Below are 12,966 nucleotides of genomic sequence, written 5' to 3' on the forward strand. Positions count from 1 at the left end.
GGACCGATGAGTGACGCGGACAGCGGCGCGGTGGCGGTCGTCGGCATGGCGGGGCGGTTCCCGAAGGCTCCGGACACGGAGGCGTTCTGGGAGCTGCTGATAGGCGGCGGCGACGCGGTGGGGCCGGTGCCGCCCGAACGCTGGGATCCGGCAGAGGTGTTCGACGCGACCCGGGAGATCCAGCGGGTCGGCGCGTTCCTGGAGGACATCGACGCGTTCGACCCGGCCTTCTTCACGATCTCACCGCGCGAGGCCGAAGTGCTGGACCCACAGCAGCGGTTGATGCTGGAGACGACCTGGCGGGCGCTGGAGGACGCCGGTGCGCCGGCGGCCGGGCTGCGCGGCTCCCGCACCGGTGTCTACGTCGGCGGGCTCTGGCACGACTACGAGCTGCTGCGCAAGGACCGGGGCGCCGCGGTGACCCAGCACAGCATCGTCGGGAACTCGCTGGACATCGTCTCCTCCCGGGTCTCGTACCACCTCGGGCTGACCGGCCCCAGCCTGACGCTCATGAGCAGCTGCTCGTCCTCGCTGGTCGCCGTGCACCAGGCCTGCCAGGCGCTGCGCTCCGGCGAGATCGAGGGAGCCCTGGTCGGCGGCTCCAATCTGATGCTCACCCCCGAGGTGACGGTCGGCCTCAGCCACTTCGGTGGCCTGTCCCCCACCGGCCGCTGCCACGCCTTCGGCGCCGACGCGGACGGGTTCGTCCGCGGCGAGGGCGTCGCCGTCGTCTACCTCAAGCGGCTGGCGGACGCCCTCCGCGCGGGCGACCGGATCCGCGCGGTGGTGGCGGCCAGCGCCGTCAACAACGACGGCGGCGGCGAGAGCCTGGTCACTCCGCATCCGGCCGCGCAGCGCGACCTGCTGCGCCGCGTCTACGCACCGGGCCGCGTCCCGACGGACCGGCTCGCCTACGTCGAGGCGCACGGCACCGGCACCGCACGCGGCGACACGGCCGAGGCGCAGGCGCTCGGCGAGGTGCTGGGAGCGGCCCGGCACGGCCGTGTACTGCACATCGGCTCGGTGAAGACCAACATCGGGCATCTGGAGCCGGCGGCCGGACTCGCCGGGCTCGTCAAGGCCGTCCTGGCCCTGGAGCACGGCACCGTTCCGCCCAGCCTGCACGCGCGGGTGCCCAATCCGGCCATCGACTTCGCCGGGCTGAACCTCGCCGTCGCCCGGGACCCGCTGCCGCTGGAGCCCGGCAGCTTCCTCGGCGTCAACTCCTTCGGCTGGGGCGGCACCAACGCCCACGCCGTCGTCACCACGCTGCGGGCCGCGACCGCGCGGCCGCCCGCCCGGGCCGCGAAACCCCCCGCCCGGGCGCGGGAGCAGGAGCCACGCACCGTACGGGAGGAACCCGGGGCGGCGGAGCGGCAGAAGGCCGGTGAGCCGTTCCTGCTGCCGGTCAGCGGGCACACCCCCGGGGCGCTGGAGGAACGCACCCGCGGCCTCCGCGAGCGGCTGGCCGCGGGTACGTCCGCACCGGACCTGGCGCAGGCCATGGCCTGGCACCGGGACCACTTCGCCGAGCGGTGCGCCCTGCTGGGCCCCGGGCTGGCGGAGGTCGCGCGGGGCCGGGCCGGGCGGCGGGGCAAGGTCGCCTTCGTCTTCCCCGGCCAGGGCGCGCAGTGGGCGGGCATGGGCGCCGGCCTCTACGGGCGCGACGCCGCGTTCACCCGGGCCATGGACCGCTGTGCACAGGCGCTGGCCCCGCACGCACCGCGCGACGTACGTGAGATGGTCACAGGCGGCCCGGCGCCGCGGGACGTGGCGGAGGTGCAACCCGCGCTGTGGGCGATGTCGGTGTCGCTCGCCGCGGCCTGGCGGGCGGCCGGAGTGGAGCCGGACGTCGTGGTCGGGCACAGCCAGGGCGAGATCGCCGCCGCCACGGTCGCCGGGGTGCTCACGCCGGAGGACGGGGCGCTGGTGGTCTGCCGCCGCAGCGACCTGCTGCGCGAGATCGCAGGCGGCGGGCGGATGCTGGCCGTGGACCTGGATCCGGAGGCGGCCCGGCAGGCCGTCGCGGGCTTCGAGGGGCTGGTCGAACCCGCGGTGTACAACGGGCCGCGCTCCTGCGTGCTGTCCGGGGACGCCGACTCGGTCCTGCTGCTGCGGGAGATCCTGGAGGCCGACGGGGTGTTCTGCCGACTGGTCGATGTCGACTACGGCTCGCACAGCCCGCAGGTCGATCCCCTCCTCGGGCGTATCCGCGAGGCGCTCGCAGCCGTCGCGCCGGGCCCGGCGGACACGCCGCTGCTCTCCACGGTCGACCTCACCTGGCTGGACGGGCCGGGGGCCGACGCCCGCTACTGGGCCGGGAACCTGCGCCGCCCGGTGCGGTTCGCCGAGGCGGTGGACACGCTGATCGACGAGGATGTCACCCACCTGGTGGAAGTCAGCCCGCATCCGGGACTCGGTGCGGCACTGCGGCAGCTCGCGCAGGAGCGGCCGGAGCCCCCGGTGGTGCTGGGCACGTTGCGCCGCGACGAGGGCGAACACACCGACCTGCTGCGCGCGTTCGCAGAGGCCTACGTCTCGGGGCTGCCCGCGCTCGGTCCGCGCCCGGCTCGGCGGCCGGACGCCGTTCCGCCGCCCTACCCCTTCCAGCGGGAGCGCTACTGGGTCGCGCCGGGGCGGCACAGCGGCGTCCGCAGCGGGCGGCTGGCCCTGACCGAGGTCCCCTCGACCGCGGCCGGCGTGTGGGAGGGCGCCGTCGAACTGGACACCGGCACCCACCCGTGGCTGGCCGACCACCGGGTGCACGGCACGGTGCTGTTCCCGGCGGGCGGCTTTCTGGCGCTGCTCCACCAGGCCCTGCACGGCGGAGCCCCCGACTCCGGATCCGCCGGGCACGGGACGCCCGTGCTGCGGGATGTGCAGCTGACGGGCGCGCTGGCGGTGGGCGAGGACCCGGTCCGCACCGCCCTCGTCTGGCGGCCCGGCCCCGGGGACTCGGGCGTGTTGGAGGTGCGGTCCCGGGAGGAAGGCGCGACCGGGTCCGCACCCGGTCCGGAGGCGGGCGCGGGCGCCCGGACGCGGCACTGCCGTGCGACGGCCTCCCGCGGCGGCGCTCCGCCGACCGGCGGGTTCCCCGGACATCTGCTGGGTGCCGCGCCCCTGGACGCGGACGGCTTCTACCGGGACTGCGCGGCGAAGGGCCTCGACTACGGACCCGCCTTCCGGCCCGTGACGGGCGGCCACGTCGCCGAAGCCGCTTCGGGAGGCGGGCGGGATGCGCTGGTCCGGCTCCGGCTGCCATCCGGCAGCCGCTCCGGTGCGCTGTCCGGGACGCCGCACCCGGTGCTGTGGGACGGCGTGCTGCAGGCCGCGCTGGTCGTGTGCGACGGTCCGGTCCTGCCCCGCCGGGTCCGGCGGGCGGCAGTCGCGGTGACCGAAGCGGACGAGGTGTGGGTGCACGCCCGGCCGGGCGCGGACGGCGAGGTCGACCTGGCGCTCTTCGATGCCGGACAGCGCCCGCTGGGACGGCTGGAGGGCGTGCTGCTGGCCGCGCTTCCCGGCGGCGACGGCGACTCCTTGGAGACCGGGCGGCTCACCTATCGGATGCGCTTCGTGCCCCGGCAGCGGCCCGCCACCCCCGCTGCGGAGCCGGGCGGCGCGGCCGGGGGCGGCGGACTGCCGGGCAGGGTGGTGTCCCGCGGGCGCCCCGGGGTGCTCCCGGACGCGGCCGGGGAGGATCTGGCCGGTGCCGACACCGTGGTGTTCGTCGCGCCTCAGGACGGCCGTACCGGGCTGCTGGAGCTGGCGGAACTGGTCAGCCGCTGCGCCGAGGAGAACCCGTCCGTGCGGCTCGCGGTCGTGGTCCGCCGGGACGACCCGGAGGCCGGGCTGTACCCGGGGTTCGTGGCGGTCGTACAGGCGGAGTACCCCCAGTTCGGGACGCGGCTGATCGAGACCGACACGTTCGGCGCCGAGCTGATGGCGGAGCTCGGTGCCGCGGAGGACCGGGTCGTGCTGTCCGGCGGCGAGCGGCTGGTCGGTGAGCGGGTGAGCGGAGGTTCGCCCGCCGCCGGCCCGCCGTGGCGGTCCGGCACCGGCGCCCGGTCCTTCCGGCTGGGCACTCCGCGGCCCGGCGACCTGGCGGCGCTGTGCGCCCGTCCGCTGGAGCGGCCCCGGCCGGGGCCCGGACAGGTCGAGGTGGCCGTCGAGGCCGCGTCGCTGAACTTCATCGACGTGATGAAGGCGATGGGCGTCTACCCGGACGACTCCCCCGACCGGGAACTGCTCGGCCTGGACTGCGCGGGCACGGTGACCGCGGTCGGTCCGGGGGTCGACACCGTGGCGGTCGGGGAGCGGGTGGCGGCCTGCGGCTTCGGAGTCCTCGCCTCGCACGCGCTGGTCGAGGCCCGGCACACCGCCCGCATCCCGAGCGAGTTGACCGCGACGCAGGCTGCCGCACTGCCGATGGTGCTCGTCACCGCCTGGCATGCGCTGATGGAGGTGGCCCGGCTGGAGCCGGGCGAGACCGTGCTCGTCCACTCGGCCACCGGCGGGCTCGGACTCGCCGCGCTGCACGTGGCCCGGCTCGTGGGAGCCGAGGTGCTCGCGACGGCCGGAACCGAGGAGAAGCGAGAGCAGCTGCGCACGTGGGGTGTCGAGCATGTCTTCGACTCCCGCACCCTGGAATGGGCCGAGGGGGTGCGGGCCGCGACGCGGGGGCGCGGGGTCGACGTGGTGCTCAACTCCCTGCCCGGTGCGGCGATTCCACTGGGCCTGGAGGCGCTGGCCGAGGACGGGCGGTTCGTGGAGGCCGGGAAGCGCGACATCCATCAGGACACGTCCGTCGAACTCGGTGCCTTCCGCAAGGCGGTGTCCTTCACCGCCGTGGACATCGCCGGGCTGCTCCGCCGCCGCCCCGAACGGTTCGCCTCGCTCCTGGCCACCGTGTGGGCTCGGGTCACGGGCGGGGAACTGCGCCCGCTGCCGGTGCGCGAGATGCCCTTCTCCGAGGCGCAGGAGGCCTTCCGCACGCTCTCCCGCGGGCGGCACACCGGCAAGCTCGTGCTCACCGAGCCGACCGGAGGCGGCACGGTCGCCGTCGCCCCGCAGCCGCTGCCCGAGGGACGGTTCCGGGCCGGGGGCGCCTACCTGATCACCGGCGGACTCGGGGCGCTCGGCATGTCGCTCGCCGAGTACCTGGCCGCCTCCGGAGCCGGGGCCCTGGCCCTGGTCGGGCGCTCGGCGCCCGGGGACCCGGCGCGGGTCGAGGCGCTGCGCGAGCGCGGCGTCCGGGTCGGGGTGTGGTCGGCGGACGTGGCGGACGCGGCGCGGATGCGCACGGTGCTGGCGGAGGTGCGCGCGCAACTGCCGCCGCTGTGCGGAGTCTTCCACGCCGCGGGGGTGCTGGCGGACGCGACCGTGGCGAACCTGGACGGCGCGCTGCTGACGCGGGTGCTGCGGCCCAAGGCCGACGGCGCACGCGTTCTGCACGAGTTGACCGAGGGGGATGCGCTGGACATGTTCGTCCTGTTCTCCTCGGCGGCCGTGTTCGTGGGCTCGGCCGGGCAGGCCGCCTACGCGGCGGCGAACAGTTCGCTGGACGCGTTGGCGGCGGAGCGGCGGGCGGCGGGGCTGCCGGCGCTGAGCGTGCAGTGGGGGCCGGTCGCCGGAACCGGACTGGCCGCCGGCACCGGGCGCGGGGACCGGCTCGCCGCCCGCGGGCTGGGCAGTCTCCCGCCCGAGGTGTGCTGGCGGGCGCTGCGGCACTACCTCGAGGCGGACGAGGCGCAGGTGGCCTGCCTCGACCTCGATCCGCGGCGCTGGCTGGAGTCCTACCCGGCGGCGGCCGCGCTGGCGAGCTGGCAGCCGCTCGCAGCGGCCGGCGGGACGGTCGCGCCGACGGAGCTGCGGAGCATCCCGGCGGCGCGGCGGCGCGAGGCGGTGGAGGCGGAGGTGCGCCGTACGGCCGCGGCGGTGCTGCGCCTGGCGCCGGAGAAGCTGCCGTCCGAGGTGCCGCTGCGCGCCCTCGGGCTGGACTCGCTGATGTCGCTGGAACTGCGCAACAGGCTCGAGGCGTTCCTGGGGGTGCGGCTGAGTCCGACGCTGCTGTGGAAGTACGGCACTCTGGCCCGGCTCGGCCCGGCGCTGTCCGCGCTGGTGGAGGCCGATCCGGAGCCGGAACCGGTGCCGGAAGGGGGGCCGGACGCGGGGGCGGGACCGGAGGCCGGACCGGGACCCCGCCCCTCGGCCGCCCCGGCTCCGCACGGGGCGGAGGCCCGTGGGTGACCGGCCGGTCCTCGGGCCGGCGGAGATCCGGGAACTGATCGCCGAATACCTGCCCGACCCGCCGGGGGTCGATCTCCTCGATGTCGGGCCCGGCGGGCTGGTGTTCACCGCCGACCCGGCGGGGCTCGCGGTGCGGCCCGGTGGCACCGTCTCCGGGCCCGCCCTGTTCGCGTTCGCGGACGTGGCGGGCTATCTGGCGGTCAACGCCTATCTGGGCAGGACACCGTCGGCGATGCTCACCTCCAGCAGCATCAGCTTCCTGGAGGCCACCGAGCCGGAGCGGCTGCACGCACGGGTCGCACCCGAGCGGATCGGCCGGCGTACGGCGGTCGTCTCGGCACGGGTCGAGAGCGTGGACGGGACTCCCGTCGCCCTGGCCACGCTGCACTTCTCGTTTCCGGGCAGGAGGAACCGGCCCGGCGCGGGCGCGCGCTGAGGGCGGAGGCGTACGTCCGCGCGGCGGTTGCAGAGCAGTTGCGCGGTGGGGCGGCGGCCGTTCAGCGGCTGGAGTAGGTCGTCCGCTCCCACGGGTAGCCCGGCAGCGCGGTCATGCTCGCGCGGGCCGGACGGTCCTGGGCGGTGCCGTCGACGCCGCCCCGTGCGGGGTGTTCGGAGGTCTCCAGCATCCGCACCCGCGGGTGGTCCCGGCCCGCCGCGAGGGCGCGCAGCGCGTCCGCGGCCTCCTCGGCGCCCGCCGCGGTGACCCAGGCGGCCCGCCGCAGGCGGGTGCGCCCGTGGTGCGCGGTCGCGGCGAAGGCGGCGTATCCGTCCCCGGCGGACGCGGCGTCCGCGGGCTCGGCCAGCCGTTGCGCGTACCTGCCTGCCAGGGTGCGCAGGGCCGCTTCGGTGTGCGCGTACACCGGGAACCCGCCGGCCGGTGCGGGAGCCGGTGCGGGCTCGGCGGTGGGGCGGGAGAGGACGACGTGCGCGTTGGTGCCGCTCATCCCGAAGGAGCTGACGGCCGCGCACCGGCCCGCCGACGGCTCCCAGGGCCGGGTCGCGGCCGGTACCGTCAGGCCGCTGCCGTCCAGGCGGATCCGGGGGTTGAGCGTCTCGAAGTGGGCCTGCCGCGGGATCTGCCGCCGCTCCAGACAGAGCAGCGCCTTGATCAGGCCGAGAATCCCGGCGGCGGCCTCGGCATGACCGAGGTTCGCCTTGACCGATCCGACATGCCAAGTGCGCCCCGGCGAGTCCAGGGCGGTCCTGGCGGCCTCGATCTCGATCGGGTCGCCCAGCGGGGTGCCGGTGCCGTGCGCCTCCAGGTAGCCGATGGCGGCAGCGGTGAGGCCGGCCGTGGTGAGGACTCCCTCGATCAGGGTCTGCTGGGCCAGCACGTTGGGGGCGGTGAATCCGGAGGAGCGGCCGTCCTGGTTGACCCCGCTGCCCTCGATCACCCCCAGGATCCGGTCGCCGTCGCGCTCGGCGTCGGCCAGCCGCTTGAGCACCACGGCCCCGGCACCCTCGCCCCGGACGAACCCGTTGGCGCGCGCGTCGAAGGGGCGGCACCGGCCGTCGGGCGAGAGTGCCTCGGTGCGCTGGATCTCCGCCGTCGACCGGGGTGCGAGCACCAGGTTGACGCCGCCGGCCACGGCCACGTCGCAGTCCCCCGCGGCCAGCGCCCGGCAGGCCGTGTGCACCGCCACCAGCGATGACGAGCACGCGGTGTCCAGCGCCAGGGCGGGGCCCCGGAGGCCGAGCGTGTAGGCGAGCCGGCCGGCGGCGAAGCAGTGGCCGTTGCCGATCAGCCAGGAGGCGTTGGGTTCGCCCTCGTCCCACAGCCGGTGGTCCTGGCCGGTGATGCCGACGTAGACCCCGGTGCGCTCGGCGACGTCCTCCGGTGGCAGGGCGGCGTCCTCGAACGCCTCCCACACCACTTCCAGCAGCAGCCGGTGTTGCGGGTCGAGGCTGCGCGCCTCCCGCGGTGAGATGCCGAAGAACGGGGCGTCGAAGCCGAGAACGTCGGGCAGATAGCCGCCGCGGGTCAGCAGCCCTTCCCAGCCGCCGGGGAAGGCGCGGCGGCGCTGCTCGGGCAGCTCGCCCACCAGGTCCTGCCCCGCCGACAGCGCCTGCCAGTAGGTGTCACGGTCGGCGATGCCTCCGGGAGCACGCAGACCGGTGCCGACGACGGCCGTCCGCTGCGTTCCCCGCAGTGCTGCCAGCTCGGCGCGCAGCGCGCGGATCGTCTCCATGGCACGGCGCAGCGGCCCGGCGGGCGTCTCGGCGGCCGCGCCGGGCGGGTGCCCGTCCGAGGGCTGGGAAGTTGACATCGGCCGCGACGCTAGCAGGTGGCGTCGGCATTTCCAGCCCCCCGCGTCGGCGATCGAACTCCGGCTGCACGGCACGCAGTTGAGGCGATGCATCCACAGCTCGGACCTCGATGTCAAGGCTGTTCCTGGCAGCATGCGTTGTGGCACTGTGTGGTTGAGGGACAACGGGGGGTCGGTCCGTGCCGTGCGCCGCATCGTGCGGCTGTCGCGATCGTGCTGCTTCCCGCGAGTCGGCACGAGGCAGAGCTGAAAGGTCGCTTATGACGATCGCGGTCCTGGACGACGAGGAAGTCGTGGTGCGCACCCCGGAGGAGTTCCGCCGGATGCCCCGTGACTACCAGAAGATGCTGATCAGTCAGGTCACCATCAACACCGAGGGCGAGCTCTCGGGCGGCGACGACTACGTACAGATGTTCCTGCCGCTGGCGCCGGACGCCGAGGAACGCCAGGTGTGCGCGGAGCGGGCCGCCGAGGAGTACGACCACTACAAGATCGGCAAGCGGGTGCTGGCCGACCTCGGGATCGACACCACCTACATGGAGACCCAGGCGGTCTCCGAGCGGATGCTGTTCGCGGACGAGCGGATGCACACCTGCACCACGTGGGCCGAGCGGGGGGTGTACTCCTACATCGGCGAGGAGACCGCGATGGTGATGCTGCGAGAGTTCGCGGAGAGCAGCTACAAGCCGTGGGCCGAGGCCGTCCGCACGATCATCCTGGACGAGAAGATCCATATCGCACACGGCGCGCGGGTCTGCCGCAACCTCGCCGCCACAGCGGAGGGCCGCGCCGAGCTGCAGGCCGCGCTGGAGCGGCTGTGGCCGATGTTCGTGGGCATCTTCGGCAGTGCGAACACCAAGCGCTCGAAGCTGGCGGTGCGCTACGGGCTGCGCAGGACGACCAACGGCGAGGCGATCGAGCTGTGGCGGCAGAAGGTCGGCCCGCGCGTCGCCAACCTGGGCCTGCGCGTGCCGGAATGAGCCGGGAGGCAGCCATGACCACAGCAGTACACATCACCCCGCGCCCGCCCTCCCGCGCGGAGGCCAAGGCGCGGCTGCGGGGGTATCTGGCGGACCGCCCGGACCTCGCGGCCCGACTCAAGGACGTGCGCAGGATGGGCACCCGGGTGCGCGGGTGCGAGGTGCACCTGACGACCGCCTGCAACATCCGCTGCAAGGGCTGCTGGTACTTCGAGGGCGGCTTCGACACCGCGGTCAGGGAGACCTCCGACCCGGGCCTGATCCGGGCCTTCGCGGAGAAGCTCGCCGCGGACGGGGTCACCCAGGCGACCCTCATCGGCGGAGAGCCGACCCTGGTGCTGGACCGGGTGCGCCCCTTCGTCGAACATCTGCCGTATCTGACGATCTCCACCAACGGGCTGCGGCCGCTGCCGATGGACGGTTTCGAGAACGTGGCCGTCGGCATCAGCCTGTTCGGTGGCGGGCCGCTGGATGACGAACTGCGGGCGCACCGGCCCAACGGCTCGTCGTTCACCGGCCTGTTCGAGAAGGCGCTGGGCCACTACCGGGATGATCCCAGGGTCACGTTCGTCTTCGCCCTCTCGGAGGAGGGGCTGCCCTACATCGAGCCGACGGTGCGGGCGATCCGGGACAACGGCAACCAGGTCACCTTCAACTTCTACAGCGAGCACGGCTCGGACAGCCCGCTGCGGATCGAGAACGAGCAGCGCACGCTCGCCGAGGCGCTGCGGGTCGCCGAGGCGTATCCGGAGGCCGTGGTCGCACACCCGTACTTCGTCGAGACGCTGATCACCGGGCGCACCCACTGGGGCGGGCGGTTCGGCTACGACGTGTGTCCCAGCATCAGCGTCGACCTGCCGGAGCACGAGCAGCGCGTGGCCAACGGCAATCCGGTGCTGGACGGTTTCGCGGTGTACGGCGCCGACTACGAGACCCTGCAGTTCTGCTGCACGTCGGGCGACTGCGGCGGCTGCCGCGACAGCCAGGCCGTCTACAGCTGGCTGATGGTCAGCTTCCACTGGTTCCTCGACAGCGTGCAGCGCTTGGAGACCTGGCTGGACCTCGCCGAGAGCTACTGGCGCCAGTGGTACTGGGCGCAGTCGCACGCCCCGGCCTTCGCCCGCTGAACCCCGCCGCACCGGCCCGCGGCACCGCCCCTGCGTTCGCCCCCCCCCCGTCAGCACCGCACCACATCAAGGAGCAGCCATGGCCGAACCTGTCACCGTCGAGGCCGTACGGGACCTGATCCGCACGGAGCTGGTCGATTCCGGAGTCGAGGAAGAGACCCTCACGCCCGATGCCAGATTCGACGACCTCGACATCGACTCGCTCGACGCCGCGGAGCTGATGTCCACCCTCAAGCGGGAGTACGGCGTCACCATCCCGCGGCCCGAACTGGCCGAGGTCACCGTGGACCAGCTCGCCCGGCGGGTCGTGGAAGCGGCCGCGCGTTGACGGTCGCGGTCGCCGTCACCGGCGTCGGCGCGGTCACCCCGCTCGGCGTCGGTGCCGCCCGGCTCGTCTCGCGGCTGGTCGCGGGCGGAACGGGGATCGACGGCGGTGAGGCGCGGTGCACGGATTTCGACGCACGCGACCACCTGGCGGCACGCGACCGCAAACGGAACGCCCGGTTCGCGCAGTTCGCCCTCGTCGCCGCCGACGAGGCGGTGCGGCAGGCGGGCTGGGGGGACGGCCTGCCCTATCCGGCCGAGGACATCCGCTGCGTGATCGGCAGCGGACTGGGCGGCGGCCCCGAAGTCCTGGCGGCGGGGGCGGCGAGCCCGCTGACGGTGCCGCTGATGATGCCCAACAGCGCCGCGGCGAGCCTCAGCCGCCGCTTCGGCATCCGCGGCGAGACCTCCGCGCCCTCGGGGGCTTGCGCCGCCGGGGCCCAGGCCATCGGCCTCGCCGCCGGGGCGATCCGCCGGGGCGAAGCCGCGGCGGTGCTCGCCGGCGGCGCCGAGGCCGCCTGCGTGCCGCTGGTGCGGGACTCCTTCGCGCAGGCCGGCGCCCTCTCCCCCACCGGGCGCTGTGCGCCCTTCGGCGCGGATCGGGACGGCTTCGTGATGGGCGAGGGCGCGGGCGTGCTCGTCTTGGAGGACGCGGCCGGGGCCCGAGCCCGGGGGGCCCGGGTCCTGGGCCATGTCCGGGGCTACGGCGCCGGTTCCGACGCCCACCACGTCACCGCCCCGCCGCCGGACGGCGCGCCGGCCGCGCACGCCGTCTCGCTGGCACTGGCCGACGCCGGTGCCGTCCCTGAGGATCTGTGCTACGTCAACGCGCACGGCACGGGCACTCCGCTGAACGACGCCTCCGAGGTCCGCTCGCTGGAGCTGGCCCTGGGCGCGGCACTGCCATCGGTGCCGCTCTCCTCCACCAAGGCCGCGACCGGCCACCTCTTCGGTGCCGGCGGCGCGGTGGAGGCCATCATCACGCTGGCCGCGCTGCGCGACGGGCTCGCTCCGCCCACCCTCGGCCTGACCGCGCCGGACCCGGAGCTGGGGCGGCTGTCGCACATCACGGCCGCCCGGGCGCTGAGCGCCGGGCCACGCGGCCGGCTGGGACTGTCGAACTCGCTGGGATTCGGCGGCCACAACAGTGTGCTGGTCCTGGAGGCACCGTGAGCACGTACGACCTCACCGGCCGCCGGTATCTGGTGACCGGCGTGACCAACCAGGAGTCCATCGCCTGGCATGTGGCGGCCGCACTGCAGCGGGCGGGCGCCGAGGTGGTGCTCAGCTCCTTCGGCCGCACGGCGCGGATCGCGCGCAAGGCCGCCGCCCGGCTGCCCCGCGAGGCGGACGTGCTGGAGCTCGACGTCACCGACGAGGACGGCTTCACCCGCCTCACCGAAGAGCTCCGGGCACGCTGGGGAGCCCTGGACGGGGTGCTGCACAGCGTGGCGTACGCGCCCGCCGACGCGGTGAGCGGCGCCTTCCTGGAGACCCCGGCGGCCGGCGCGCTGCGGGGCTTCCACGTCTCGGCCTACTCGCTGCAGCGCCTGGCGGCCGCCCTCGCCCCGCTGCTGACCGCCTCGGAGCACGGGGGCAGCGTCGTCGGGGTGACCGTGGACAGCTCCCGGGCCCTGCCCGGCTACGACTGGATGGGCGTCTTCAAGTCGACGCTGGAGGCGGTCTCCCGCTATCTGGCCGCCCACCTGGGGCCGCGCGGGGTGCGGGTCAACCTCGTCGCCTCGGGGCCGCTTGAGACGCTCTCCGCACAGGGCATCGGTTCGTTCGAAGCGCTCGCCGAGCACTACGAGCGCTGGGCGCCGCTGGGCTGGGACCGCACCGACCCGGGGCAGGTCGTGGGCGCGGTGCTCTTCCTGCTCTCCGATCTCGCGGCGCACACCACCGGCCAGATCCTGCACGCCGACGGCGGGCTGCACGCCGTCGCGGGCGGAATCGGCGAACCCCCTCGGTGACGTACCGCTTAACGGTCATTAACATCGACCGGGTGACGTCGGTGCGCGG

Annotated in this window: 8 protein-coding genes; 7 read left to right on the plus strand and 1 reads right to left on the minus strand. The window is 74.9% G+C overall.

What is annotated here, in order from left to right:
* Window positions 1–6: 6 nt before the first annotated feature.
* Both P2424_RS00565 and P2424_RS00570 read left to right on the plus strand, forming a co-directional pair.
* Complete coding sequence (locus P2424_RS00565) at window positions 7–6,246, plus strand: type I polyketide synthase (RefSeq protein WP_276473829.1); 6,240 nt, start codon at window positions 7–9, stop codon at window positions 6,244–6,246.
* Window positions 6,239–6,682: a PaaI family thioesterase gene (locus P2424_RS00570; protein ID WP_276473830.1), complete on the plus strand. Its 444-nt coding sequence runs from the start codon at window positions 6,239–6,241 to the stop codon at window positions 6,680–6,682. Before P2424_RS00565 ends, P2424_RS00570 begins: the two co-directional genes overlap by 8 nt.
* A 61-nt stretch (window positions 6,683–6,743) precedes the next feature.
* Here the strand turns inward: P2424_RS00570 and P2424_RS00575 are convergent, their stop codons facing one another.
* Window positions 6,744–8,513 carry a polyketide synthase gene (locus P2424_RS00575; protein WP_276473831.1) on the minus strand — a complete coding sequence of 590 codons (1,770 nt, stop codon included), beginning with the start codon at window positions 8,511–8,513 and terminating at the stop codon, window positions 6,744–6,746.
* A gap of 260 nt (window positions 8,514–8,773) precedes the next feature.
* Between P2424_RS00575 and P2424_RS00580 the strand changes: the two genes are divergently transcribed.
* From P2424_RS00580 to fabI, 5 genes are all read left to right on the plus strand, one after another.
* Entirely contained in the window at window positions 8,774–9,493 is a 720-nt protein-coding gene (locus P2424_RS00580; protein WP_276473832.1) for a Phenylacetic acid catabolic protein, read from the plus strand.
* 14 nt (window positions 9,494–9,507) lie between these two features.
* Window positions 9,508–10,620 carry a radical SAM protein gene (locus tag P2424_RS00585; RefSeq protein ID WP_276473833.1) on the plus strand — a complete coding sequence of 371 codons (1,113 nt, stop codon included), beginning with the start codon at window positions 9,508–9,510 and terminating at the stop codon, window positions 10,618–10,620.
* A 79-nt stretch (window positions 10,621–10,699) separates the two neighbouring features.
* A complete protein-coding gene (locus P2424_RS00590; protein WP_276473834.1) occupies window positions 10,700–10,948 on the plus strand; it encodes an acyl carrier protein in 249 nt (82 codons plus the stop codon).
* On the plus strand, window positions 10,945–12,117 hold the full coding sequence (locus P2424_RS00595; RefSeq protein ID WP_276473835.1) for a beta-ketoacyl-[acyl-carrier-protein] synthase family protein: 1,173 nt from the start codon (window positions 10,945–10,947) through the stop codon (window positions 12,115–12,117). The genes P2424_RS00590 and P2424_RS00595 overlap by 4 nt, the downstream gene beginning before the upstream one ends.
* Entirely contained in the window at window positions 12,114–12,917 is an 804-nt protein-coding gene (fabI, locus tag P2424_RS00600; protein WP_276473836.1) for an enoyl-ACP reductase FabI, read from the plus strand. Before P2424_RS00595 ends, fabI begins: the two co-directional genes overlap by 4 nt.
* Window positions 12,918–12,966: the final 49 nt, after the last annotated feature.

Origin of the sequence: Streptomyces sp. WMMB303, assembly GCF_029351045.1 — a bacterium.
GTDB lineage: Bacteria > Actinomycetota > Actinomycetes > Streptomycetales > Streptomycetaceae > Streptomyces.